This is a genomic window from Corynebacterium sp. KPL4035, assembly GCF_037908325.1.
In the GTDB taxonomy this organism is placed as follows: Bacteria; Actinomycetota; Actinomycetes; order Mycobacteriales; family Mycobacteriaceae; genus Corynebacterium; species Corynebacterium kefirresidentii.
Genome location: NZ_JBBMGF010000003.1, coordinates 105,593 through 130,106, shown reverse-complemented (window position 1 = coordinate 130,106; position 24,514 = coordinate 105,593). Strand labels below are relative to the sequence as shown.

The 24,514-nt window shown below is 59.9% G+C and carries 22 protein-coding genes; 11 read left to right on the top strand and 11 right to left on the bottom strand.

Annotated features, from left to right (window positions below):
* Positions 1-100: 100 nt before the first annotated feature.
* Genes WMP96_RS04205 through WMP96_RS04190 form a run of 4 tightly spaced genes read left to right on the top strand, consistent with a single transcriptional unit; the run spans position 101 to position 3,973 of the window.
* On the top strand, positions 101-1,864 hold the full coding sequence (locus WMP96_RS04205; protein WP_049383646.1) for an acetyl/propionyl/methylcrotonyl-CoA carboxylase subunit alpha: 1,764 nt from the start codon (positions 101-103) through the stop codon (positions 1,862-1,864).
* A 23-nt stretch (positions 1,865-1,887) separates the two neighbouring features.
* Positions 1,888-2,331 (top strand): hypothetical protein, encoded by a 444-nt coding sequence (locus WMP96_RS04200; RefSeq protein WP_340432200.1) that lies wholly within the window; start codon positions 1,888-1,890, stop codon positions 2,329-2,331.
* Positions 2,332-2,372: 41 nt separating this feature from the next.
* Positions 2,373-2,954, top strand: coding sequence for an ABC transporter ATP-binding protein (locus tag WMP96_RS04195; protein WP_301716102.1), 582 nt, complete (start codon positions 2,373-2,375; stop codon positions 2,952-2,954).
* A complete protein-coding gene (locus WMP96_RS04190; RefSeq protein WP_301716103.1) occupies positions 2,951-3,973 on the top strand; it encodes an ABC transporter permease in 1,023 nt (340 codons plus the stop codon). Before WMP96_RS04195 ends, WMP96_RS04190 begins: the two co-directional genes overlap by 4 nt.
* 251 nt (positions 3,974-4,224) lie before the next feature.
* Here the strand turns inward: WMP96_RS04190 and WMP96_RS04185 are convergent, their stop codons facing one another.
* Complete coding sequence (locus WMP96_RS04185; RefSeq protein WP_340432199.1) at positions 4,225-7,656, bottom strand: pyruvate carboxylase; 3,432 nt, start codon at positions 7,654-7,656, stop codon at positions 4,225-4,227.
* A gap of 377 nt (positions 7,657-8,033) precedes the next feature.
* Between WMP96_RS04185 and WMP96_RS04180 the strand changes: the two genes are divergently transcribed.
* From WMP96_RS04180 to WMP96_RS04170, 3 genes are read left to right on the top strand one after another with little or no spacing between them, the layout of a single operon-like run.
* Positions 8,034-8,402: a GntR family transcriptional regulator gene (locus tag WMP96_RS04180; protein ID WP_301716105.1), complete on the top strand. Its 369-nt coding sequence runs from the start codon at positions 8,034-8,036 to the stop codon at positions 8,400-8,402.
* Entirely contained in the window at positions 8,389-9,243 is an 855-nt protein-coding gene (locus WMP96_RS04175; protein ID WP_340432198.1) for an ATP-binding cassette domain-containing protein, read from the top strand. Before WMP96_RS04180 ends, WMP96_RS04175 begins: the two co-directional genes overlap by 14 nt.
* A gap of 2 nt (positions 9,244-9,245) precedes the next feature.
* Complete coding sequence (locus WMP96_RS04170; protein WP_301716107.1) at positions 9,246-9,926, top strand: transglycosylase; 681 nt, start codon at positions 9,246-9,248, stop codon at positions 9,924-9,926.
* A gap of 85 nt (positions 9,927-10,011) precedes the next feature.
* Here WMP96_RS04170 and WMP96_RS04165 read toward each other — a convergent pair whose 3' ends face one another.
* From WMP96_RS04165 to prpD, 3 genes are read right to left on the bottom strand one after another with little or no spacing between them, the layout of a single operon-like run.
* Positions 10,012-11,169, bottom strand: a complete 1,158-nt coding sequence (locus WMP96_RS04165) for a bifunctional 2-methylcitrate synthase/citrate synthase (protein WP_301716108.1) — start codon at positions 11,167-11,169, stop codon at positions 10,012-10,014.
* A 14-nt stretch (positions 11,170-11,183) separates the two neighbouring features.
* Positions 11,184-12,116 carry a methylisocitrate lyase gene (prpB, locus tag WMP96_RS04160; protein WP_301716109.1) on the bottom strand — a complete coding sequence of 311 codons (933 nt, stop codon included), beginning with the start codon at positions 12,114-12,116 and terminating at the stop codon, positions 11,184-11,186.
* Positions 12,116-13,627, bottom strand: coding sequence for a 2-methylcitrate dehydratase PrpD (gene prpD / locus WMP96_RS04155; protein WP_284835928.1), 1,512 nt, complete (start codon positions 13,625-13,627; stop codon positions 12,116-12,118). The genes prpB and prpD overlap by 1 nt, the downstream gene beginning before the upstream one ends.
* Positions 13,628-13,794: 167 nt before the next feature.
* Between prpD and WMP96_RS04150 the strand changes: the two genes are divergently transcribed.
* A complete protein-coding gene (locus WMP96_RS04150) occupies positions 13,795-15,108 on the top strand; it encodes a short-chain fatty acyl-CoA regulator family protein (protein WP_284835927.1) in 1,314 nt (437 codons plus the stop codon).
* Between the two features lie 72 nt (positions 15,109-15,180).
* Here the strand turns inward: WMP96_RS04150 and WMP96_RS04145 are convergent, their stop codons facing one another.
* The 4 genes from WMP96_RS04145 to upp all read right to left on the bottom strand — a co-directional run bounded on the left by WMP96_RS04145 (position 15,181) and on the right by upp (position 19,005).
* Complete coding sequence (locus tag WMP96_RS04145) at positions 15,181-16,593, bottom strand: NAD(P)H-quinone dehydrogenase (protein ID WP_340432197.1); 1,413 nt, start codon at positions 16,591-16,593, stop codon at positions 15,181-15,183.
* 70 nt (positions 16,594-16,663) lie between these two features.
* Positions 16,664-17,854: a M20 family metallopeptidase gene (locus WMP96_RS04140; RefSeq protein ID WP_049378010.1), complete on the bottom strand. Its 1,191-nt coding sequence runs from the start codon at positions 17,852-17,854 to the stop codon at positions 16,664-16,666.
* 93 nt (positions 17,855-17,947) lie between these two features.
* Positions 17,948-18,259 carry a helix-turn-helix domain-containing protein gene (locus WMP96_RS04135; protein WP_436407008.1) on the bottom strand — a complete coding sequence of 104 codons (312 nt, stop codon included), beginning with the start codon at positions 18,257-18,259 and terminating at the stop codon, positions 17,948-17,950.
* A gap of 110 nt (positions 18,260-18,369) precedes the next feature.
* Positions 18,370-19,005 (bottom strand): uracil phosphoribosyltransferase, encoded by a 636-nt coding sequence (gene upp, locus WMP96_RS04130; RefSeq protein ID WP_034656252.1) that lies wholly within the window; start codon positions 19,003-19,005, stop codon positions 18,370-18,372.
* 57 nt (positions 19,006-19,062) lie between these two features.
* On the opposite strand from upp, the gene WMP96_RS04125 reads away from it, so the two are divergent.
* From WMP96_RS04125 to WMP96_RS04115, 3 genes are read left to right on the top strand one after another with little or no spacing between them, the layout of a single operon-like run.
* Positions 19,063-19,341, top strand: coding sequence for a hypothetical protein (locus tag WMP96_RS04125; RefSeq protein WP_049359619.1), 279 nt, complete (start codon positions 19,063-19,065; stop codon positions 19,339-19,341).
* Entirely contained in the window at positions 19,342-20,280 is a 939-nt protein-coding gene (locus WMP96_RS04120; RefSeq protein WP_340432196.1) for a C40 family peptidase, read from the top strand.
* A gap of 51 nt (positions 20,281-20,331) precedes the next feature.
* Complete coding sequence (locus WMP96_RS04115; protein ID WP_301716114.1) at positions 20,332-21,570, top strand: hypothetical protein; 1,239 nt, start codon at positions 20,332-20,334, stop codon at positions 21,568-21,570.
* Between the two features lie 303 nt (positions 21,571-21,873).
* Here the strand turns inward: WMP96_RS04115 and WMP96_RS04110 are convergent, their stop codons facing one another.
* The 3 genes from WMP96_RS04110 to WMP96_RS04100 are packed head-to-tail and all read right to left on the bottom strand — an operon-like array spanning position 21,874 to position 24,495.
* Entirely contained in the window at positions 21,874-22,905 is a 1,032-nt protein-coding gene (locus WMP96_RS04110) for an alpha/beta hydrolase (protein ID WP_301716115.1), read from the bottom strand.
* Positions 22,906-23,583: a type 1 glutamine amidotransferase domain-containing protein gene (locus tag WMP96_RS04105; protein ID WP_301732312.1), complete on the bottom strand. Its 678-nt coding sequence runs from the start codon at positions 23,581-23,583 to the stop codon at positions 22,906-22,908.
* A 21-nt stretch (positions 23,584-23,604) separates the two neighbouring features.
* Positions 23,605-24,495 (bottom strand): adenosine deaminase, encoded by an 891-nt coding sequence (locus WMP96_RS04100; RefSeq protein WP_445292942.1) that lies wholly within the window; start codon positions 24,493-24,495, stop codon positions 23,605-23,607.
* Between the last annotated feature and the right edge of the window lie 19 nt (positions 24,496-24,514).

The following is a 24,514-nucleotide window of genomic DNA, read 5'->3' as shown; positions in this document are numbered from 1 at the left end:
GTTCAAAAATGTCCCCCTTGCGTGCGTGAAAATTAACTCATGCTTTTGTGTGCAAGAATAGATTGCGTATTCAACCTAATGTGTTCAGGAGGTTGCTGCCGTGGCAGTAGAAACCAAAAAGATCTCAAAGGTTCTCGTAGCGAACCGCGGTGAGATCGCCGTTCGCGTGATCCGCGCGGCCCGCGACGCTGGCATTGCTTCCGTCGCCGTCTACGCCGAGCCAGACGCCCAGGCACCCTTTGCCTCGCTTGCCGACGAAGCCTTTGCACTCGGGGGCACCACTTCTGCCGAGTCCTACCTCGTCTTTGACAAGATTCTGGAGGCCGCAGAAAAATCCGGCGCGGATGCCATCCACCCAGGCTACGGTTTCCTATCCGAAAACGCCGACTTTGCTCAGGCCGTCATTGATGCCGGATTGACCTGGATTGGCCCCTCTCCTGAGTCCATCCGCAACTTGGGCGATAAGGTAACCGCGCGGCACATCGCCGAGCGCGCCGAAGCCCCTATGGCCCCGGGTACTAAGGATCCGGTGGCTGGCGCCGATGAGGTGCAGTCCTTCGCCATGGAATACGGCCTTCCCGTTGCCATCAAGGCTGCCTTTGGCGGCGGCGGCCGCGGCATGAAGGTAGCCTACTCCGCAGAGGAAATCCCCGAGCTCTTTGAATCCGCTACCCGTGAGGCAACCTCCGCCTTCGGCCGCGGCGAGTGCTTCGTAGAGCGCTACCTGGATCGGGCCCGCCACGTCGAGGCCCAGGTGCTGGCAGATAAGCACGGAAACGTAGTGGTCGTCGGCACGCGCGATTGCTCCCTGCAGCGCCGCTTCCAAAAGCTAGTCGAGGAAGCCCCCGCGCCTTTCCTTACCGATGAGCAACGCACCTCCATCCACGAGTCCGCCAAGCGCATCTGCCGCGAGGCCGGCTACTACGGCGCCGGCACCGTTGAGTACCTGGTGGGCGCCGATGGCCTCATTTCCTTCCTGGAGGTCAATACTCGCCTGCAGGTGGAGCACCCCGTATCCGAGGAAACTACCGGCCTCGATCTCGTGCGCGAGCAGTTCCGTATCGCTGAGGGCCACGAGCTCTCCCTGCAGGAAGACCCCACCCCGCGCGGCCATGCCTTCGAGTTCCGCATCAACGGTGAGGATGCCGCCGCAAACTTCATGCCAGCCCCCGGCACCATCGTGAAGTACTCCGAACCAGCTGGTCCGGGCGTGCGCGTAGATTCCGGCGTCGTCCAGGGGTCCGTCATTGGTGGACAGTTCGATTCCATGCTGGCCAAGCTCATCGTCTGGGGGCCAGACCGCGAGACCGCACTGCGTCGCTCCGCCCGCGCCCTATCCGAGTACACGGTTGAGGGCCTGCCCACCGTTATCCCGTTTGACCAGGCTATCGTTGCTGACCCAGCTTTCACTGCAGTAGATGGCAACTTCGGCGTCTACACCAAGTGGATCGAAGAGGAATGGGATAACCAGCTTCCCGCCCACGATGATTCCACTGATGCCGAAGCCGCCGAGGCAGAACCTTCCCAGGTACACACCGTGGAGATCGACGGCCGACGTATCGAGGTAGCCCTCCCCGCGTCCTTCAGTGCCAACGGCACCCCACGTAAAAAGAAAAAGCGCAAGGGTTCCGGCGCCAAGGCCGCCGTTTCCGGCGATGCGGTTACCTCCCCAATGCAGGGCACGGTCATCAAGGTCAATGTGGAAGAGGGCCAGGAGGTCGCCGAAGGTGAGGTCCTCCTCGTTCTCGAGGCCATGAAGATGGAAAATCCCGTCAAGGCGCATAAGGCCGGCACCGTTACCGGTCTGGCAGTAGAAGCAGGCGCTTCTACCACCAAGGGCAGCGTGCTGCTGGAAATCAAGTAGCCTACCCCGCTAGCCTTGGAAGAATGACTGCTTCTTCCCTCGGCGTACGCTTGGCCAAGGAAGAGGATCGTGATTATCTCGCGGTCCTCTTCCCTTCTTATATCTCTGAGTGGTCCCCCATCGTGGACGGCGGTGTCCTCGCCTTGCCCATGTCCGCGAACGAGGATCCCATCACTGCTCCCCGCGGCGCCGCGCTTTTGCGCTACTACCCCGCCGCTGACAAAGGCCCAGCTTTCTTGGGCGATCCCTTAGCCCACCCGCTTGACGACGCCGCCTGGCTCATCCCCTTCGATCCCGAGGAAATCCCCGAGCTCGTCGTCGCCACCGACGATCCAGCCGCCCGCACCCTGCTCATTAGCAACGCCATCGACCTCGCGGCCGAGCAGACCGCTCCTGGTATCTCGTCGGCCACGCCCCTACCTGGTTTCGAGGAGCTTGCCCCAGGTAAATTCTTCCGCCGCTTTTAGCCCCCCCAGGGTCCAGCCGCCTGTCTGCTAACCTGGCAACAATGTTGACAATAGATGCAGACTACGGACATTCCGCCGCCTTGGGGCACCTAAATCGCAGCTTTGATGTCGGTCGCGTATACGGCCTAAAAGGCCCGAATGGTGCGGGTAAATCTACGCTGCTGCAGACGTTGAGCGGCGAGATTGCCCCACTAAATGGCACCGTTTTCATCGACGGTGCCGCACTCGGTAGCGCGGAGGCGGCCGGTTCCGTCATCGCAGTCGCGGACCCGGTCTTTTTGCCGGACCTCACCGTCGGCGAGCACTTTGCACTCCTTGGGCGCCGCACCGGCGTGGACTTTGCCGAAGTCCATGAGCTCTGGGTCATCGACGACGCCATCCGGAACTCCGCGGTCAGCGACCTTTCTTCGGGCCAACGCCAGCACGTCTACCTTGCGGCCCAGCTCTATCAGCCGGCCAAGGCCCTGCTTATCGACGAACCCGAGCGCCACCTTGACCACACCTGGACCGCCTTCTTGGCCAAGGAGCTGCGCCACCTCGCTGCCGATGGCCGTTGTGTGGTGCTGGCCTCTCATTCTCCGGCTATCTTCGATGCCTGCGACGAAGTGGTGGAGATTTCATGAAGATTTTATCTCAAGCCTCTTCAACCCTCTATTACGCCTTCATCGCGGCGCTTATCGCGAGCGTCAGTGTCTACGCTTGGCAGAATGCCGCCGAGGTTTTGCCCTCGCTCGTGCAGCGCACAGCCGCTTCTCTACCTGCCACCGCGACCATTGGCGCTGCGTTCGGCTCCCTCGCGCTCATCGTTCTCCTTGAAACGCTCTATCCACTGCGCAGCCTTTCCCTCGGGCGTTGGGTCTATGCGGATAGGCCGCGGGGGCGTATGCGGGGCGTCGATAAGCTGTCCATTGCCCAGCTCGCCGGCGTGAGCCTCCTCGGCCTGGCCCTGTGTACATCGCTGCACCTTCCGCCCTATGCGGCGATGGCCCTCCCCTTGCTGCGCATAGCGCTCGGCTGGCGGTCCTTCGATCTCGCCTCGCTCCTCCGCGCGGGCCGCACCCGTGCCGTCGGCTCGTCCTCCTTAGGGCTTTTGGATTCTGAGGTTTCTGCCGATGCCATCGCCTCCCAGTGCGCGCGCCTGCGCCCGCGCTCGCGTTCCACGGCATCGCCCGGTCTCCTCTTTTTCCGGCGCTTGTACCGCCGCTGGTACATCCCGCTCGGTGCGGTCGCCGTCATCGGCCTCACTCTGGGCCTTGCCCCACAACTCGGCAGCCTGGCGCTCATAGGATTCGCTACCGCATGGACCATCGTAGGCGCCGCCACCGGCCGCGCCGCATCTTTTGGCCGCATCATCGATGGCGCTTGGCCCGACTGGGGACTTCCCCTGACCGCGACAGCCGGTGCCGCCGTTCTCGGTACCGCCTTCATCGCCGTCGTGTGGAAGCTGCCGATACTCGTACTCGCCGCGTGCTGTTTAGGACTTACTTATGCCTCCTTTAAGCGCTCCCGCCCCGCACGCGTGACCACTATGAGCATCATCGACACCGGTGGCTTCGGCGCTTCATTCTCCCCCGAGATCTTCGGTTACTTCCTGCGCGGCGGATACGGTATTGCGGCCATAGCTGTGGTCCTCTTTTTCTAGTCGCCCTACACTTTCCCCAGGTACGCCACTTCAATAAGTTGCACATACCTGGGGATTTCTTTTGAGGTTTTCAGCTGAAAATTTTGACCTTCAGGCTAGATCACGATTTTTGTCCATCTAAACCAACGATTTCGTCGACGGTTTTGGTCATTTGGATGGACGAAATCGTTGATTTTTACCACAGCTAGATACCACAGCGCCCCGCTTCCTGGAGGATTGAGCGAAGGAAGCGGGGCGCTGGTGTGCGTCAGTTAGTTGATGACGGCGATAAGGTCGCCGCCTTCAACCTTGGTGGCCTGGCCGATGGCCACGCGTTCGACCACGCCATCCTTAGTGGCGGAGATGGAAGCTTCCATCTTCATCGCCTCAATGACGGCAATTTGGTCGCCGGCCTTTACCTCGTCGCCAGGCTTGGCGGTCGGGTTGACCACGCCGGCGAATGGTGCGGCGACGTGGCCCTCGTTGGAGGGGTCAGCCTTTTCTACGGTAGCGACCGTAGATTCGGCGTTCTCGTCGCGCACCTTCATTGGGCGGATCTGGCCGTTGACGTTGAGAACCACGTTACGCATGCCCTTTTCGTCCGGCTCACCCACGGCGTCGAGGCGCACCACGACCTGCTTGAGGTCGGCGCGATCGGTGGAGTCCTCTGGGAAGTAGTGGACGACCTTTTCTTCGCCTTCGGTAAGGCCGTAGAAGAAGGTGGTATCCGTCAGTGCCTCAGTGTTGCCGTACTTGCGGCGGAACTCGTTGAATTCCTCGAACTGCTTCGGGAATAGCAGACGGTTCAGGCTGGCGCGGCGCTCATCCGAGTTATCGGATTCCAGATGCGGCTGTTCTTCCGCAGGAACCTCGCTCACCTTGGCGCCGGTTTCCTCGCGGCCATCGAGGACCTTATCGCGCAGCTCCGGCCAACCGCCCGGAGGAGTACCGAGCTGGCCGCGGAGGAACTGGTTGACCGAGTCCGGAATATCGAACTTCGTCGGATTAGCGGCGAAGTCTGCAGGATCGACGCCGGCGCCAACAAGGTGCAGGGCAAGATCGCCCACCACCTTGGAGGACGGGGTGACCTTGGTCGGACGGCCCAGCATCTTATTGACTGCTGCATAGGTGTCCTCGATGACCTCGAAGCGGTCCGCCAAGCCAAGGGCAGCGGCTTGGGCACGCAGGTTAGACAGCTGACCGCCTGGAATCTCGTGCTTGTAGACGCGGCCGGTCGGGCCAGGAATACCGTTCTCAAACGGGGCGTAGAGCTGGCGTACAGCCTCCCAGTAGGGCTCGAGATCCGATACGGCCTGCAGGTCGATACCGGTATCGCGCTTGGACTGGGAGAACGCTGCAATAAGGGCGGACAGCGACGGCTGCGAGGTGGTACCGGCCAACGGCGCGGAGGCGCCGTCGACAATGTCTGCGCCCGAGAGGGCGGCAGAGTAATAGGTAGCCATCTGGCCACCCGCGGTATCGTGCGTGTGCACGTGCACCGGCAGGTCGAATTCCTTGCGCAGCGCCATAACCAGCTTGGAAGCGGCCTCTGGGCGTAGCAGACCGGCCATATCCTTGATGGCAAGGATATGGGCTCCCGACTCTACAATCTGCTCAGCCAGCTGGAGGTAGTAATCCAGCGTGTACAGGTTCTCCTTCGGCGACGAAAGGTCACCGGAGTACGCCATGGCCACCTCAGCAACGGTGGTATTGGTCTCGAGGACGGCATCGATGGCGGGGCGCATCTGGGAGACGTCGTTAAGAGCATCAAAGATACGGAAGACGTCCACGCCGGACTTGGCTGCTTCCTGGACGAAGCCGCGGCAGACCGAATCCGGGTACGGGGTATAGCCCACAGTATTGCGGCCGCGCAGGAGCATCTGGATGTTCTGGTTTGGCATAGCCTCGCGCAGCATGTCTAGACGCACCCAGGGGTCCTCGTGGAGGAAGCGCATGGCGACGTCATAGGTAGCACCACCCCATGCCTCCACGGAGAAGAGATTCGGAGTCATGCGCGCAACGGCCTCGGCCGCAGAAACCAAGGCGGTACTACGCACGCGGGTGGCCAGCAGGGACTGGTGGGCGTCACGGAAGGTGGTGTCCGTAACCATGAGTGCGTGCTGCTTACGGATCTTTTCTGCCCACTTCTGCGGACCAAACTCCAGCAGATCATCGCGGGAACCGCGCGGTAGCGGCTCAGAAAAGTCCAGCTCGGGGAGCTTATCAAAGGGACGCAGTGCCGTCGGGCGCTTGCCGTTGGGTTTATTAACGGTGGTCTCCGCGATGTACTCGAGGATGCGACCAGATTCGTCGACTGCCGGTGGAGCCTTGAGCAGGTGCGGGTGTGCGTTGATAAATCCGGTGTCCACGCGGGTCTGAGTAAAGTCCGGCTCGCGCAAAAGGGCGCGCAAGAAGCCGATATTGGTGGCCACACCGGAGACGTGGAACTCGTTGAGCGCACGGCGGGCGCGCTGCACGGCCTGCTCGAAATTGACGCCGCGGCAGGTCATCTTTACCAGCAAGGAGTCGAAGTTGGGCGAAACCTCTGCACCCACGGACGTTGCACCGTCTAGGCGCACGCCGGCGCCGCCCGGCGAACGATACGCGGTCAGCGTGCCGGTATCCGGGCGGAAGCCGTTATTTGGGTCCTCGGTGGTGATGCGGCACTGCAGAGCAGAACCGGTGATGGAAATTTTGTCTTGGGCGAGGTGAATATCTTCCAGCGATGCGCCGGCCGCGATATTCATCTGGGCCTTGACGATGTCTACGCCGGTGATTTCCTCGGTCACGGTGTGCTCCACCTGCACACGCGGGTTCATCTCAATGAAGACGTGATTACCACGCTCATCCACGAGGAATTCCACGGTACCCGCACCCTCGTAGTTAATGTGCTCACAGAACTTCATTGCGTCAGCACAGATGCGGTCACGCAATTCCGGATCCAGTGACGGTGCTGGAGCGATTTCCACGACCTTTTGGTGGCGGCGCTGGACGGAGCAGTCACGCTCAAAGAGGTGAATGACGTTGCCCTGACTATCGCCCAGAATCTGGACCTCAATGTGTTGTGGCTTAATGACCGCGGTCTCGAGATACACACTGCCATCACCGAAGGCTGCCTCTGCCTCACGAGAAGCCTCAGCAGCCTTCTCGCGCAGCTGATCTTCGGATTCGACGAAGCGCATTCCGCGCCCGCCGCCACCGGCAACGGCCTTAACGAATACCGGGAAGTTGAAATCCTTGGAGTATTCCACCAGCTTATCGACGTCCGTCGATGGCTCCGAATCCTGCAACGTCGGCAGCCCAGCTTCCTTCGCCGCGCTTACCGCTGCAGCCTTATCACCAGTCAAATCCAGTGTGGATGGGGTCGGGCCAATGAACTTGATTCCATTGTCCTCACAGGCACGAGCAAGATCCGCCCGCTCCGAAAGGAAACCGTAGCCGGGGTAAATAGCATCCGCTTCCGCTTTCTTCGCGGCGCGAATGATTTCATCGATATCGAGATAAGCCTTTACCGGCTGCCCCTCGGTACCAATACGGACGGCCTCATCCGCAAAGGCACGATGGAAGGAGTTACGGTCTTCACGAGGGTAGACCGCTACGGTCTTTGCCCCAGTTTCAAAGGCAGCGCGGAATGCACGCACGGCGATTTCGCCGCGGTTGGCTACCAGAATCTTTTTGAACGATGGAAGCGCGGGATTAGCCACTTCTGTGTTCCTTTCAGCTCGGAAGACGCCGCGATGCAACGCCTCCTGTTGGGTGATCCGCATCTCAGTTTAGAGGGCTCCCCCTCAAATGTCTGCCCTTTTCTGCGCCGAATTCGCCACACTTACCAGCAGCGCACTGATGTCCGAGGGGATTTCTGCAGGTCGACCAGTAATAACAAGATTAGCGATTCTGTAAATGTTGCCAACTTTTAATTCAACAACTTACGCAACGGGGACACCCACTATTACACCGCAACCCCATCCCACCTCACGTTCACCGTTGACCGCGGGCACATTAGGCTATATGGTTACCCACATAGGTGGTAAACCCATACACCAGAAAGGGAGTTATATGCCACGAATCAGAGGGCCGCAACATGAGTGACACCCGGCCTATTTATCAGCAACTGGCGGGAGGAATCAGGGACATGATTGTCAGCGGCAAGCTGTCAGAGGGCGAACGCGCCCCCAGCACCAACGAGCTTTCCGCGTTCCACTCCGTCAATCCGACTACCTCTGCCAAGGCCCTCACCGTCCTCTTCGAGGAAGGGGTACTGGAAAAACGCCGCGGCTTGGGCATGTTTGTACGCGAAGGCGCGCGCGAGAAGGTTCGCCATCAACGCCAAGAATCACTTAGGGAAGACTTCATCGTTCCCCTCCTAAAAGAAGGGGCCGCGCTGGGATTAAGCGCTAGTGACATCGCTGACCTCATCGAAGCCGAAGGAGACCATCATGACGCACCTTAAGTTGCAGAACGTTACCTGCAAGCGCCGCCTGCACGTGCCGCACCTCGATCTCAACGCCGGCATGTACGGGCTGATCGGCCCCAATGGCGCCGGCAAGACTACGTTTTTGCGCACGGTAGCGGGGTTCCTGCCTGCCAGGGGCAGCATCGATACCCCACAGGTAGCGATCGCGCGCACCGGAGCCGATATCTTGCTTTCCGGTTCAACTGTAGCCCAGCACCTGCGGGCCGCAGAGCACGTCCGCGGGAGATTCGACGTGGGGTATGCGGAGGAGCTCTTGGATAGTTTGGGCGTCGACAAGCGCAGCAAGAATCGCTCTCTCAGCACCGGCCAGCGCCAGCTGGTTGCCTGTTCTACTGCCCTGGCAGCGCGCACTCCGGTCACTCTGCTCGATGAGCCTTTCAATGGCCTGGACGCACCGACGCGTACGCGCCTCCGGGAGCTCATCATCGCCCATGCCGCCACTACTCCGGATTGGCTGCTCGTGCTTTCTTCGCACCGCGCGGAAGACCTCGTAGGTTTGGTTGACCAGGTCATTACCGTGCACGACGGCACGGTAAATAAACCCACCGATCTTGAGTCCCAGCGGCCGCACTACCCCGTACTTACCGGCAGCGCAAAGGACGTTGAGCAAGCACTCGCGCTTGCCGACGCCCTCCCCCTCCACCAATCCTCCCTTGGCTCGACCACCAAAGTTAATGCTTGGTCCCCGGTACCGTTTCCGGACGATACCGTGAACGCCGCTCAAATCACCGTCTCCTACCTTGACCACGGCGAACTCATTGATTCCCTTGTCTCCCGCGCCCATGAATCCACCCGCACCTCACAAGAGGAGTCCTAGTCATGAAGCTATTGAAGACCTTCAACCTCAATGCCAAAAAATCGCTAATCTCCGTGAGCATTATCATCGTTCTGCTCTGGACTGTTCCGTATTTTCTACCTTCCGATCCTGAGACAATCATCAACCCTGCGGGGTGGGGTTTCTTCGCCGTATTCATTTGGGGAATTTATTGCGCCTTTGCAGCTACTGAGTACCGCCCGCTTCGTGGCTTAGGGCTTCCCTCAGCAAAGTGGCTAACCAGTATGCACGCAACGCTTTGGGTAGCTGCACTGGTTTTCGGAGCAATAGCTTGGCTGACTTACTATGCTGCCCTACGCGCCGGCGTAGCTATGTATTCTTCGTGGGTCATTGCCCCTGGAAATATTGATGCCGCTCCCATTTTCGCTCGCATCGCGACCTTCGGCAGCTTCACTTGTGGTCACCTCATGACCGGTTATATCGGTACGCTCATAGGCCTCATATTCAGCTCTGCTTCTTCTCATTCCTGGGCTTCACGCCTGCTCATAATTGCTGGAATCATCGCGGGCATTGTTCTAGTAGACTTCGCACTCACTCTAATTTTCCAGTACGTCGGCGCCCCAGAAATTGATGCCCCGTGGCCGGGATTGTTCTTTTTTACAGGACTCAGCATTATTGTCTGCTCCATAGTCGCTTACCTACTGGCGCGACGTATCCAGCCATAACCCGCCTGCAGAAAAACCACGACAATGTCGGCTCCCCCGCTCCGGCCAACTTGACGGTGCCGGAATTTGGGGGAGCTGACGCGTTTTAGAAGGACTTTGGCGGGACCGAACGCTGCTCCTCGCCGTTATAGGCGGAAAGCGGACGGATAAGCGAGTTATTCTCGTTCTGCTCTACGATGTGCGCAGTCCAGCCGGTAATGCGGGCCATGACAAAGATTGGCGTGAAGAATTCAATGTCAAAGCCCAGGATGTGATAGGCAGGTCCAGCCGGGAAGTCGAGGTTCGGTTTGATCTTGATGGAGGTGTTTTCCTCCATCGTCTTGGCCATGATGTCATACATCTCAACCCACTGGGTCTGGTCGTGCTGTTCGGCCAGCTCCTTAAACGCTGCCTCCATTGTTGGCACGCGGGAGTCGCCGTTTTTGTAGACACGGTGACCAAATCCCATGACCAATTCCTTGTTCGCCAGCTTCTTCTTGGTCCACTCTTCTGCCTTGGCAGGATCGGCAATCTCCAGGAAGTTTTTCATCACGGCCTCGTTGGCGCCGCCATGCAGGGGCCCCTTGAGCGCGCCGATGGCCGCGACGATGGCGGAATAAGTATCGGACATGGTCGAGGTCACCACGCGGGCTGCGAAGGTGGAGGCGTTAAAGGAGTGCTCCGCATAGAGGATGAGGGACTTATCAAAGGCCTCGATATCGGCTCGGTTGGTAGCTGGGGAGCCTTCCTCATCACCGAAGACCATCCAAAGGAAGTTCTCCGCAAAGCCCTTCTTGCGGGAGGGTTGGATGTAGCCTTCGCCGCGGCGACGTCGAATATCAAGCGCAATGATGGTGGGAATCTTGGCCATAAGCTCCAGCGCGGTGCGGCGGATATGCTCGGAATCCTTGGTGTATTCTTCTGGGTCTTGGGAACCGATATAGGAAATGGCGGTACGCAGTACATCCATCGGGTGGCACGATAGCGGCATGGACATGATGAGGTCGATGACGTGGCGCTCCAAGTGGCGCAGGGCCTTCTCGCGGGCGGAGAATCGGATAAGCGATTCTTGGCCTGGTAGTTTGCCGTTCCACAGCAGGTAGGCCACTTCCTCAAAGGAGCAGTAGCGAGCCAGCTCCTGGACGGGATAGCCGCGGTAAGTCAATGAGTTGGTCTCGGGAACGACCTTGGAAACGGCAGTTTCATCGACGACGACGCCGTATAGGCCCTTGCGGATTTCGGGGGTGTGGTTCTTATCAGACATGGTGGGAAATCTCCTTAGCTTTCAAAAGTGGGCTGGTAGGTGTCTTTGGAGTAGGTGAATACGGATTTATCGAAGTCGTTGTATTCCTCGTAGCGCACCAGTTCATAAAGGCGGGAGCGGTGTTGCATGCGCTCAAGCCAATCGGTTTGAATCCCGGTTTCTTGCATATCGCGCAGGAAGTCTTCGGTCGCCCCCATAGCCACGCGAAAAGAGGAAACGGGCCAAATAACCGCGTTATAGCCGAGGTCTTCTAGCTGTTGCGCCGAGAGCAGCTCGGTTTTGCCAAACTCGGTCATATTTGCCAGCAGTGGGGTATCTACCGCGGCGCGGAATTTCTCAAAATCTTCCGGCCGGTACAACGCCTCGGTGAAGATGAGGTCTGCTCCAGCATCGGCGTAGGCCTTGGCCCGGTCGATGGCATCATCGATGCCGTTTACTCCTGCGGCATCGGTGCGGGCGCAGATAATGAAATTCGGGTCGCGCCGCTCGTTAACCGCTGCGCTAATGCGGCGGACCATGATGTCTTTGTCTACCACTTCTTTGCCATCAAGATGCCCGCAGCGCTTCGGATTAACTTGGTCCTCAAGGTGGCAGCCGGCAAGACCAGCGTCCTCAAGTGCGGCGATGGTGCGGGCGGCGGACATGGGTTCGCCGAAGCCAGTGTCGGCGTCGACAAGCACAGGCAAATCCGTCGCACGAGCAATCTGCCCAGTGCGCTGTGCCACCTCGGTCAAGGTGGTCAGGCCAATATCGGGAAGGCCCAAATCATTAGCCAGTACCGCGCCGGAGACATAAACGCCACCGAAACCACCAATATCTTGGATTAGGCGCGCGGTTAGGGGATTAAACGCGCCCGGCAAGCGGGTGATGGTGCCGGATTCAAGGTCAGCGCGGAAGTGCTGGCGCTTTTCCGCGGCAGTTTTTATAGAGCCAAATAGTCCTGCCATTAGAAGATTCCTTCCGGTTTCTTAGGCGCGCTGGCCACGTGAGCATCAGTCACCCGAACGTTGAGCTCGGTCAGGTCGGTGAGGTTTTCCAAGTTCTGGACCGCATTGAGGAAACGTTCTTGTTCGGCCTCCTCCACGATGCCGGCCGCAAGCTTGGTGAATTTCTCTATGTACTGCTCGCGGGCAAATGGGCGCGCGCCCAGCGGATGGGCATCAGCAACTGCGCGTTCATCTTCTACCACGGTGCCGTCTTTGAATGTGATAACCGCCTTGCCGCCGAAGGCCTTTTCAGACAGGTCGTTGGAGTGATAGCGGCGGGTCCACTCGGGGTCTTCGACAGTGGAAATCTTGTGCCACAGCTCGATAGTCTCCGGGCGGTTGGCGCGCTCGGGCGCGTAGGAAGCCTCGTGGTCCCACTCGCCATCCTCGAGGGCTACGGCAAAGATGTACATGATGGAGTGATCCAGCGTCTCGCGAGAAGCAGAGGGATCCATCTTTTGTGGATCGTTGGCACCGGTACCGATGACATAGTGCGTATGGTGCGAGGTGTGCAGAACAATGGACTCGATGTCCGCAGTCTGCAGGCCCTTTTCTGCCAAGGTTTTCTTAAGCGCAAAGGCCATATCGATGGGCGCTTGGGCCTGGTATTCAGCCGAGTGTTCCTTGGTATAGGTATCCAAGATGGCGCGCTTTTCCTCGCCAGGTTCTGGCAAGGGGACCGTGTAGGTGCGCTCCGGCGAATGCAGCATCCACGCGATGAATCCATCCTCGCCTTCCCAGATGGGCGCCGGCGCACCTTCTCCGCGCATCGCCCGGTCAACGGCTTCAATAGCCATCTTTCCCGCGAAGGCTGGGGCGTAGGCTTTCCAAGAGGAAATCAAGCCCTTACGGGATTGCCGAGTGGCGGTAGTGGTGTGCAGTGCCTGGCCCACCGCCTGGTAGATGGTGTCCTTATCTAGTCCAAGCATGGTGCCGATACCGGCGGCTACAGAAGGGCCAAGATGTGCCACGTGGTCAATCTTGTGCTCGTGCAGGCACATGCCTTTCACGAGGTTGACCTGGATTTCATAGCCGGTAGCGATGCCCCGGATAAGGTCTCGGCCGCTCAGCCCCTTATGCTGGGCGGTAGCAAGCAGCGGTGGGATATTATCCCCGGGGTGCGAGTATTCAGCAGCCAGGAAAGTGTCGTGGTAATCCAGCTCGCGGACTGCAGTGCCATTGGCAAGCGCGGCCCATTCGGCCGAGTAAGTACCATCCACACCAAATACCGTGGAGCCTCCCTTAGTTACTGGGTGTGCCTGAGCCATGACGCGGGCAGAGGTTACCGGGCCACGCGCTACGGACGCCATGCCCACGGCCGCATTATCAATAATGCGGTTGATGATCATATCGGTGGTCTCGGCGGGAACCTCTACCGGATCCGCGGCTACTTCTGCCACCTTGTACGCCAGGTGCTCCTCATAGGGGAAATCCTCAGCGGATTTATGGGTTCTTACCTCGTGGTTCTTCACTAGATGGATCCTCCTCCACTCTGTAAATGCGTTGTGGATCACACTAAATGCTTGAATGTGCTGCGCGCTATAAGTATGGTGTGTGTAATCTAGCGGAATGAGTCAGTGAAATCTGCAAAGTTTGTGGTTTCAACTGCTCATGGCGGTGAAAGGCGGCATAGCAACCGATGACCAAGCATTATGCGGGGGCACGAATCCATGCACTGCGCAAGCAACGGGGACTCACACAGGTAGCGATGGCCAAACAATTGGGGCTGTCCACCAGCTACCTCAACCAGCTCGAAAACGACCAGCGCCCGCTTACCGTCACCGTGCTTATGCAATTAGCCCAGCGTTTTAACCTGGACCCCGGCTATTTTGCGAACGACCGCGATGCACGCACCATTACCGACCTGCGCCGGATCTTCCCCGAGGCCACCGAAGATTCCTTGGCCGACCTCGCCTCGCGCTTTCCGGAGCTCATGCCACGCTTCGTCGATGTCGCCACCCGCGCTCCGGCGCGCGAGCGCTCCCCCTTTGAGCTCGTGCGAGATTTTTTCTACGACGCCCATAACTACATTCACGAGCTCGATGTGCTGGCAGAAGAGCTCGCCGGCCAGCTCGGTGACCGGGTGCTACGCCGTGGCCGCCTAGCTTCCCGCATGCACGAGGACCTTGGCGTTACCGTCCGCTTTTCCCGGCCGGGCCCACGCCGCAGCTTCAACCCTGACACCCGAGAGCTTGCGCTTCGCGACGGCCTCTCCGAAGCCCAGCTAGTCTTTGAAATGGCGCTCCAATATTGCCTGCTTGCCTACCGCGATGTCTGCGATAACCTCGTCTCCGAACTTCCGGCAGGCGAAGCCCAAGAATTAGCTACTTTAGGTCTCGCGCAATACTTCGCTGCTGCGGTCACCATGCCCTATCAACCGTTCCTCTCGATGGCTGAGGAAACCCGCTACGATATCGACCTTTTGTGCAACTACTTTGGCACCGGTTTCGAAACCACCGCGCAACGCTTGGCTACTCTCCAGCGCCCAGGCCTTAACGGCGTTCCCTTTTCCTTCATCCGCACTGACCGCGCTGGGAATATCTCCAAGCGCCAATCCTCCACCGCCTTCCACTTCGCCCGCTCAGGAGGCTCTTGCCCGCTGTGGGTAGTCCACCGCGCCTTTGAAACGCCCAACCGCATCACTCGCCAGGTAGCCGCCATGCCAGATGGCCATGCCTACCTGTGGATAGGCCGCTTTGTGCAAGGAACCGCAAAATCCTGGGGCACCCCACGCAAGGAATTCGCCGTGGGCTTAGGCTGCGATATCTCTGAGGCCGACCGCATTGTCTACGCCGATGCTCTTAATCTAGATGTATCCGCCGCCACCCCTATCGGCCCTGGTTGCACCGCGTGCCCGCGTGAACATTGTCCCCAGCGTGCCCTTCCACAAGCAGATCGCCCCATCCAGGTTTCGCTCAATCGCACCGCCGAGCATTCCTACTCCACCTTCTAGCAACGCATGCAAAAGCGCCCGCCCTAGGCTGGTTACCAAGGCGGGCGCAAAAGAAAGGAACCGAAAGAAACTTTACTCCAGATCGTCGTGAGCCACGAGGCGTCGCGCGGCCTCGGTAATGGTGCCGGACAGAGACGGGTAAACGGCGAAGGAATCGGCCAGCTGATTTACGGTGAGCTGGTTGGTCACAGCCATGGCGATGGGCAGAATGAGCTCGGAGGCGGTCGGTGCAACGATGACGCCACCGATAACGCGGCCGGAGGTCGCGCGGCAGAAGAGCTTGACAAAGCCGTGCTGGAGCGAGCGCATCTTGGCGCGCGGGTTGGTATTCAGCGGCATGGTGATGGTGCGGGCGGCTACCTCACCGGCCTCGATTTCTGCCTGGGTGAAGCCTACAGCGGCAATCTCTGGGCGGGTAAAGACGGCGTTAGCCACGGTCTTTAGACGCAGAGGGGACACACCCTCACCGAGGGCGTGATACATAGCTACGCGGCCCTGCATTGCAGCAACGGAAGCCAACGGGAAGAGGTCAGAGCAGTCGCCAGCGGCGTAGATGCCCGCGATATTAGTGCGGGAGACGCGGTCAACCTGAATGTGGCCAGACTTGGCGGTTTCCACGCCAACGTTCTCCAGCTTCAAGTCCTTGGTATTCGGGATGGAGCCGATAGACATGATGACATGGGAACCGGTAATTTCGCGGCCGTCTTGAGTGGTCACCAGCACATTGCCGTCCTCGGTGCGATTGACGGTTTCCACGCGGCAGTTCTTTTCCAGCTCAACGCCGCGCTCGCTAAGCACGGTCTCGAGGACGTCGTCATGCGGCAAAATGCGGTCGCGGGAGGCAACCATGGTGACCTTAACGCCCAGCTCCGCAAAGGCGGAGACGAACTCGGCACCGGTGACGCCGGAACCGACGACGATGAGGTGCTCCGGCAGCTCGGTGAGGTTATAAACCTGCTGCCAGGTAAGGATGCGTTCGCCATCCGGCTGCGCACCAGGTAGCACGCGCGGGGTGGCGCCGGTAGCTACCAAGACGAGATCTGCGTTAATGGTTTCCTCGTGGCCATCCTCATTGAATACGGCAGTGACCTTATGGCCGCCGAAGGCATCGGCTTCCTGATCCTCTGGGAAATAGCCGCGGCCATCGATAACGCGTGCGCCCAGGGACTCCACAGTGGCGCGGATATCGGAGGACTGCTTGCTTGCCAGATCCTGCACGCGCTTATTCAGTGCGGTCAAGGAAAGATGGGCCTGACCAATGCCCTGGTTAAGTTCCATATCCTCGGCACGGCGCAGGTCGGTCTTGATATTGGCACCAGCGATGAAGGACTTGGAAGGAACACAGTCCAAGATAACGCTGTTGCCGCCCATGCCCTGGTCTTCAATAATGGTGATTTCTGCACCATATTTAGCACCTGCCAACGCGGCCTCATAGCCGGCTGGGCCGCCGCCGATGATGACGATTCGCTTGGTCTGGTTCAACACGCACTTGCTCCTTTATCGGCTCCACTTTAAAAGTCGCTTACGAGTCTAACGTGTGGGACCTTAAAGCGCGTTAGTCTGTCTCCGCATTCTCCCCTATGAACTGCTCAACCACGGCGCCGAAGAGTTTGATGCCCACGCCGATGGCTCGCTCGTCCACGATGAGATCGCCCATGTGCAGGTCATGCTGTTCGCCTTCGCCGGACCAGCAGCCCAGCCGCGCCATGGAACCGGGGACCTTTTCCAGATACCAGGAAAAGTCCTCGCCACCGGAGGACTGCGGGGCTTGGACCACGGCCTGCGGATCGATGGATTGGGCTGCGGAGGCAAGCAGGGCGGTTGCGACGTCGTCGTTAAGCACCGGCGGAACGCCGCGGTTATAGGTCAGCTCATGTTCTACGCCTACCGGCGCAAGGATTTGATCCACCAGCTCGGTAAAGAGGCTTTGCATATCGCGCCAGATGCCAATATCCGCCGTGCGCATGGTGCCGGTCAAGCTGCCGGTCTCCGGAATAGCATTGGGCGCATAGCCGGAATTGACCTGGCCAAAGACCAAAACGGTGCCGGTGCGTGGGTCAACGCGGCGCGAAAGCAGCGCGGGCAGTTCGGTGATGACCTTGCCAAGGGCATAGACGACATCGGCGGAAAGATGTGGCCGGGAGGTATGCCCACCCGGGCCCTTGATATTGAGCTCCACGACGTCAGTGGCGGAGGTAATCGCCCCAGCGCGAATACCAATTCGCCCCACGCGCAGCTTGGGCTCGGCGTGGATGGCAAAAATAGAATGCACGCCTTCCAGCGCGCCCCATTCAATAACGTCGGTCGCACCACCGACCCATACTTCCTCGGCCGGTTGGAAGATGACTCGAATACCCAGCGGCAGGGCGTGGACGCGCTGAAAATCCGCCAATGCGCAAGCCAAGCCGAGGGCCACGGTGGTGTGTACATCGTGGCCGCAAGCATGCATCTTGCCGGGCACCTCAGAGGTATATTCCAGGCCGGTGACCTCGGTAACTGGCAGGGCATCAATATCCGCGCGGAAAGCTAATCGGCCCAATTCCGTATCGGGGCCAATATCTACCATGAGGCCGGTCTGTGGGAAGCGCTGGGGCTCCAGACCGTAGTCCTGCAGGATAGAAGCTAGGAAGTTGGTGGTTTCTACCTCTTGATTCGCGGTTTCCGGGTGACGGTGGATATGGCGCCGCCACGCGATGACCTCCGCACGGTGGGCATTGAACCACTCGTTGATGAATTCCGAGATCATCCGCGTGCCTTCCCTGTTGTTGAAATACGTCTGGGTGCAAAGTCTACAACTAGACCATGCGGTTCAGTAACTCAGGTAGTGATGCGGGGTGCGTTAGGTCAAGGCCCCGTTCCACGTAGCGGCAAACCGCCGCCGGTCCACATAGCCCTGTGGGAAGGGCGCGACATCCTCGGCGGCCGCCACCGCGGAGTCAGCTAAGTGCCCTTCCACCACGTCCCCACCGGCTGGCAGCAATACCGCCGGCGGGATCTCTAGGGCTAGGGCCAGCTTATATACCGTAGAAAGCTGCGGGTCGGCCATGGCATGCACGCCATTTTCATTGCGCTCCAAATTGGAAATTTGGCTGCGGGAGACCCCAGAAATCTCCGCGAGCGCCTGTTGCGAAATCCCCCTACGTTTCCGCACCCGCCGCAATTGTTGTGAAAAACCGTGGCCATAACTCGACCACATTAAATGAATGAAACTCATATACTCCCCCTGGAAAGTGCGGTCGCCTTTCCAGGGAGAACACTACCTTAAAGGTCGATATTGCGCGGGCCGTAGAGGCGGTCGCCAGCATCGCCCAAGCCCGGCACGATATAAGCATCTTCGTTCAGGGAAGGATCGATGGCGGCGGTAACCAAACGTACCGGCAGGCCGGATTCGGCCAGCGCATCCACGCCCGGCTGTGCCGAGACCATGCAAATGGCGGTGATATCGGTGGCGCCGCGGTCAGCAAGTAGGCGCAATGCGTGCAGCAGAGAACCACCGGTAGCCAGCATCGGATCCACCACAAACACAGTGCGGCCGGTGAGATCTTCCGGCAGTGCTTCCAGGTACGGCACCGGTTCGTGCGTCTCTTCATTGCGGGCCATGCCGATAAAGCCGACCTGTGCATCCGGAATCATGGACAGGGCCGGATCCACCATGCCCAGCCCGGCGCGGATAATTGGCACGATAATGGGCGGGTCTTGTAGGCGGGTTCCCTGGGCGGTAGAAACCGGAGTAGCGCAGTCGAAGTTCTCCACGGCAAGGTCGCGGGATGCTTCGTACACGAGCATGGCGCCCAAGTCTTTTAAAGCGGCGCGGAAGGCGGAGTTATCGCTGCGCGCATCGCGCATGAGTGTCAGGCGGGCGGCGGCTAGCGGGTGGTCTACTACGTGGATGTCCATGACCACCACTTTAAACTTTTTGGGAACCAAATGGGCCATTGGGCAGTCCAATAGGGCATGAGACCTTTCACGATCGATACCGACTATGCCCGCCACCTTGCCCGCGACCTGCATGCCCAGTCCCAAGGGGAGAATCCGCCCCATCCCGTTTTGCCTGAAGATTCCGCTTTCACTGCTTTTAATGAGGCCGTGCATGCCGCGCTCGATAATGTGGGCGCGCGCATGAGCGTGCTGCGCAACGATATGGGGCAGGTAGCCCACTCCGGTTTCCGCATGTCGCGCGAGGCAGAAGATACCGATGCCGCGCTAGGCCAGCATCTTGGGGCGGCGATGTAGATGCTCGATACCGCGCTCAAGCAGATCGCCACCATGCAACCGGCGCAGCTTCCGGAGGTAGAGCTTCCCCGCGTGCCTGACCTTTCAGCCGCCGCGCCTTTGGCAGCCATCGCCCACGGCAATCCCGCTCCTTTACTCGAGTCAGCGAAAAACATCGACCTCGATAAGGAAACCATCTCGGCTGCGCTCGGCCAGGCCCGCACCTTAGTGACAGGCACCATCCGGGATCTGGTGGGCATCGCGACACAATTGCTGCGCCAGGGACTTCCCACCGCGCTGGGTCTTCTTTCGCTGGATCCGTCCACGCGTGCCGCCGCCATGGCCAAGCTGCGCGCGCTTGTCTCCCAGCACCTGGGCATGGCTACTGCTCGCGTGCAACGCCTGATTGGTGATCTCAGCGCCGCCGCTCAATCTTTACAACCGGTGGCGCAGCGGCCGGTGCACTCCGCGCTTGCCGACGCCCCCGCGCACCCCACCAGCTCCCCACATCCCACTACCCTTCCGGAACAACCTGCGGCAGGCGCTGGAGCCGACGCCACGGCACACGAAGCGCACTCTCCCTCGCCCACACCAGAGCCCGCGGCCGAAGGTGGTTCTGCCGCCGGTCAGGCTGCCGTCGCCGCCGCGAAGAGCCAAGTGGGCCAGCCCTATGTATGGGGAGGTACCGGAAACGGCGGCTTTGATTGTTCGGGGCTTACCCAATGGGCCTACTCCCAGGCCGGGGTGGAGTTACCGCGCACTGCGGACCAGCAAGCCATCGGTCAGCAGGTCAGCGCGGATCAATTGCAGCCCGGTGACCTGGTGGTCTGGGATGGGCACGTAGCAATGTATTCCGGCAATGGCGAAATAGTAGAGGCTGGAGATCCGGTGCAAACCAACCCGCTGCGCACTACAAATATGGGCATGCAATTCAAAGAATTTTGGCGCCCCACGGCCTAAGGCCGATGCGCTCTCGCGCGGTACTTGAGGCGTTGGGTAGACTAAAACGCCATGAGCACCCGCGCAATTGTACCTGTAAAGCTCTCGCTAACCGAGGGCGATTTTTATACCCTCTGGGCACCCAAGTGGCGCCAAAGTGGCTCCGAGTGGCAGGCCTTTCTAGGCGATGATGAGGCTGTCTTAGCTTTTAACTCGCCGGCCGAGCTGCTGTGCTTCGTGGAGTCTGGCACCAAGCACGATTTGCTGGATCACCCGCAGTGGGACCAGTTTGCCGGCCGCGATGCCGACCGCGTTACCCCAGCCGGGCGCGATGAGTATGACCTCATCGGCATGCCGGAGGCACTGGCTGGTCGCCCGAGCCACCAGAACGTGTCCACCGTGGCCCGCAACCTGGAGATTGCCTCCGCGCTTGCTGACGTCGCCGGTGCAGAACACACCACCATCTTCTTCGCTTCCCACTCCATTCTGCGCAATGTCTCCCGCGGCGCCGACCACTACTCCGGCGAGCAGGGCATGAGCGAGTGGTCCGGCGTGGGCCACGTCATCGCCGGCAATTGGAAGGGAGTCATCGAGGATCTGGATCAGCACGTTCGCGTGGTCTCCACCGATGACTTTGACGCGGCCAAGGTTTCCGATGCCAAGGAGCGCATCTCTTCTGCTGCCGCCGCCTCCGCCGCTGCGGCCAAGGAAGCCGAGGAAAAGCGCAAGGCCGCCGCCGAGGCAGCCGACCCGTACGATAATTCCCCGTGGGCCGCCGCCGGCATCGATCCCATCAAGATCACCGCACAATCCAAGTCCGTCTACACCTTGCGCACCTACCTGGACGGCAAGCCCATTTTCTTGGGCAAGTGGGGAGAGATCTTCACCTTCGATTCCCCGAAGACCTTGGTGCGCTGGATCATGGACAACGATGACCACGACCTAGCCCGCGTATCCACCTGGGAAGAGGTTGTCTCCGCTGCCAACGCCGGCGAATTGGAGGTACAGGTCCACCCGGATAACCAGTACTCTTTCAATGGCATTGTGCGCGATATCGAAAAGGGCCCAGAGGCCGTCGATTCTGATCAGATGGCGCGTTGCTACGAAGTATGCGCCGATGCCGCCGACTGGGCGGGCGACGATTCCATTAACTCCTATATGCTGGCCAACCCCCGCCTGCAGGACTACTTGGGCTACATGCTCGGCTCTACCGAGCACGCCGGCTATGTGCCGTCCAAGCCATACAACGAGCACGCCGAGTCCTGGAAGGGCTTGGAAGACATGCTCATCAAGCGCTTCTCCAAGTTCTAAACCAGCACGGTCTGCGCCGCCTTATCTTTCCCGCATCTCATAGCAGGTAGGAGGAGAAAGGGCGGCCTTTCTGCGTTTAGTGGCCCCGTACTTCTTTTTCTTGGCGTCGGCTCCGGTCGCGCATGTATTTATCGAAAAGCAACCATGCGATAAACGAGCCGAGTCCGACGACGGACCGGCCTAGAGTTCCTATTCCAAAGACCCCGCCCAGTATCAGGCCGAGCACAATAAGGCTGGCAAAAAATACGACCCACGACACGTGCGTGTTGTAGTTCATCGCTTGACCTCCCCCAGTATGTGACTCTAAAGGTGGCGGCGGAGGTGGTCAATGAGGGCGTCGATAAGCTCACGCGATTGCGGGGCCTTGGGTTTAATTTGGTCAAACCCGTGGTAGGCGCCGGCCCACACGTCCAAAGTGGTTTCCACGCCAGCCGCGTCGAGGGCTCGAGCAAAGGCGACGGATTCATCGCAGAAGAGGTCGATGCCACCGACTCCGATCCAGGTCGGCGGCAGGCCGGAGAGATCGCCGCGCGTGGCCGGCGAAGCATAGCGCGGCAGGTCAACATCCAGGTGATCGTTTCCCAGGTACATGGACCACGCGCCGCGGTTCGAGCCGGCCGTCCAAATGAATTGGCCCACCGCGCCGGACTTATCCGTGGTGCGGTGATCGAGCATGGGATAGACCAATCCGAGCGCGCGGACCGGGTGCCCCTCGTCGAAGGCACGTTGAACCAAGCCTGCGGCGAGTCCGCCGCCTGCGCTATCACCGGCGACGGCGATGCGCGAGGTATCCCCGCCCAAGGTATCGCCGTGTTCTTGTACCCAACGCAGCGCGGCATAGCATTCATGATGGTCTGCTGGAAACGGCTCCTGGGTGGACTTGTGGTAGCGCGGGGCTACCACGATGGCGCCCAACTCGGCCGCCATGCGAGCATTTTGCGGGTCATACATAGCAGGCCCACCGATGAGATGGCCGCCGCCGTGCGTCCACACCACCACGGGGCGCGGTCCTGATGCGGCTGCCCCTGCGGTAGCGCCGCGTGGGGTAAGTACGCGGGCGCTAAAAGCGTGGCCATCGAAGGAGGCGGAAAACTCCGTAATGTCCACCGCATGCCGGATTGGTCGAGAAAAGTCGATGGTGGCGAAGAAGCGGCTGGCGTGGGCAAAGGTGGCGTCGGGAAGCACATGCATCGGCAGATATAAAACCGGGCTGCGCAACCCCGGTGCCACCTCGCGCAGGTACGGCCGGCGGCTTAGCCCATACGCCACCGCCCCCGCGGCCGCGGCAACCCCGGTTAGGGCTGCCCCGGCCTTGAGAACTCGCGGTATGTGCATTTAGAAGTCGCGCAGGATGCGCTGTGCCAACGGCTCGGAAGATGCCGGGTTCTGACCGGTATAGAGGTTGCGGTCCACAATCACGTTCGGGGACATGGGATCGGTTTCCTGGTAATCCGCGCCGAGCTCACGCAGGCGGGTCTCCAGCGCCCACTTAGCGGCGGCAACCATCTCCTCGCCTTCCTCTGCATTGCTAAAGGCGGTCATCTTGTAGCCCTTGAACGGCCAGTTCTCGTTATCCACTGCCAGCATCGCTGCCGGGGCATGGCAGACCAAGCCGAGGGCGCGGCCAGAATCCATGCGAGCCTGCAAGAGCTTAGCGGAATCCTGGTCATAGGCCAGATCCTCCATTGGACCGTGGCCACCTGGGTAGAAGATGAGGTCATAGTTTTCCTCATTGACATCGGCCAGGTTCATCGGGTTCTCAAGCGCTACGCCCAACTCTGCCAGGTAGTTCTCCTGTGCCTCACGCACGTTGTCTGGCAGTACCTCCAGGCTGTACTCGTCTACGACCGGAGCCTTCGCACCCGGGGTGGCGAAGTGGATATCCCAGCCCGCGCCCTGGAAGACGCGGTGCGGGGCAATAAGCTCCTCGGCCCAATAACCGGTCGGGCGCTTGGTGCCATCGGCCAGGGTCCATTCCTCAGCGGCGGTAACAACAAAAAGTACAGAAGTCATGTAATTCTCCTTTAATCGTTTCTACTCTTCAGCGGCGTCTGCCGCATCAGCGAGGGATTCCTCCGTGTCCGGGCCAGCAAGCTCCGGATCAGATAATTCCTCGTATGCTGGCAGGATAACCGTTTCTAGCAGATGCTGCCGTAATTCCTGGTCAGCGAAGGAATTCTCTACCGCTTTGACGGTGAGATCGAAAAATTCCTCCAGCCCATACCCGAAGGCCTCGCTTAGCGTGAGGAACTGCTTGGTCAGCGTGGTATCACCAGAGGAAATGGTGCAGGTAAAGCCCAGTTGCTGCAGCAGTGGCAGCGGGTGGTCATTGAGGTCCTCGGTTTCCTCAAGGGGAGTAAAGACGAGCGGGATGTGACGGTCGCGGATGTATCCAGAGGCCTGGCCGGGCACAATGCCCTCAATATTCGCGCTGAAGTCATCGATCATATTGACCGGATGGATCAGGCGATTCACGCCTGCCTGGGCGGCACGTTCTACTTCTGCGAAGTCTTCTCCCACCTGGATCTGGGTGGGCAGGTAAGCCGCACGAAAATCTGCGGCCCCGCTCGCTTGGCCCTGCGGCAGGCTATAACCCACCACGGGGGCATCATCAGGCACTGCTTCCTCTGGGGCCGAGCCAGCGAGGACAAGGCGGGAGTCAAGACCAGCGATGCAGGCGGCTGCGGCGGCCTCCACCACAGCGGCAGCGTCGAGGCCAAGCTCTGCGGGGTCTAGGTGCACCTCTGCGTAGACTACGCCGTCGGCAGCCAAAGCTTCATAGCGCGCACGGAGAGCGGCTGTGAGTTCTTCCGGCGAACCAGCCGGGGCGGTAATGGTTTCAAAAAGGGATACCTTAGGCAGCTGCGCCACCACGTCGGCGGCGGAGTCCTTATTTTCTGGGCTAATTAAAGGCGCGTCATGCATGCGTCCCATCGTAGGCACG

Excerpts from the sequence above, each read along its gene's own strand:
- WMP96_RS04200 (WP_340432200.1), top strand. The coding sequence starts at position 1,888 with ATGACTGCTTCTTCCCTCGGCGTACGCTTGGCCAAGGAAGAGGATCGT.
- WMP96_RS04195 (WP_301716102.1), top strand. The coding sequence starts at position 2,373 with ATGTTGACAATAGATGCAGACTACGGACATTCCGCCGCCTTGGGGCAC.
- WMP96_RS04190 (WP_301716103.1), top strand. The coding sequence starts at position 2,951 with ATGAAGATTTTATCTCAAGCCTCTTCAACCCTCTATTACGCCTTCATC.
- WMP96_RS04180 (WP_301716105.1), top strand. The coding sequence starts at position 8,034 with ATGAGTGACACCCGGCCTATTTATCAGCAACTGGCGGGAGGAATCAGG.
- WMP96_RS04175 (WP_340432198.1), top strand. The coding sequence starts at position 8,389 with ATGACGCACCTTAAGTTGCAGAACGTTACCTGCAAGCGCCGCCTGCAC.
- WMP96_RS04170 (WP_301716107.1), top strand. The coding sequence starts at position 9,246 with ATGAAGCTATTGAAGACCTTCAACCTCAATGCCAAAAAATCGCTAATC.
- WMP96_RS04165 (WP_301716108.1), bottom strand. The coding sequence starts at position 11,169 with ATGTCTGATAAGAACCACACCCCCGAAATCCGCAAGGGCCTATACGGC.
- prpB (WP_301716109.1), bottom strand. The coding sequence starts at position 12,116 with ATGGCAGGACTATTTGGCTCTATAAAAACTGCCGCGGAAAAGCGCCAG.
- WMP96_RS04150 (WP_284835927.1), top strand. The coding sequence starts at position 13,795 with ATGACCAAGCATTATGCGGGGGCACGAATCCATGCACTGCGCAAGCAA.
- WMP96_RS04140 (WP_049378010.1), bottom strand. The coding sequence starts at position 17,854 with ATGATCTCGGAATTCATCAACGAGTGGTTCAATGCCCACCGTGCGGAG.
- upp (WP_034656252.1), bottom strand. The coding sequence starts at position 19,005 with ATGGACATCCACGTAGTAGACCACCCGCTAGCCGCCGCCCGCCTGACA.
- WMP96_RS04125 (WP_049359619.1), top strand. The coding sequence starts at position 19,063 with ATGAGACCTTTCACGATCGATACCGACTATGCCCGCCACCTTGCCCGC.
- WMP96_RS04120 (WP_340432196.1), top strand. The coding sequence starts at position 19,342 with ATGCTCGATACCGCGCTCAAGCAGATCGCCACCATGCAACCGGCGCAG.
- WMP96_RS04115 (WP_301716114.1), top strand. The coding sequence starts at position 20,332 with ATGAGCACCCGCGCAATTGTACCTGTAAAGCTCTCGCTAACCGAGGGC.
- WMP96_RS04110 (WP_301716115.1), bottom strand. The coding sequence starts at position 22,905 with ATGCACATACCGCGAGTTCTCAAGGCCGGGGCAGCCCTAACCGGGGTT.
- WMP96_RS04105 (WP_301732312.1), bottom strand. The coding sequence starts at position 23,583 with ATGACTTCTGTACTTTTTGTTGTTACCGCCGCTGAGGAATGGACCCTG.
- WMP96_RS04100 (WP_445292942.1), bottom strand. The coding sequence starts at position 24,495 with ATGCATGACGCGCCTTTAATTAGCCCAGAAAATAAGGACTCCGCCGCC.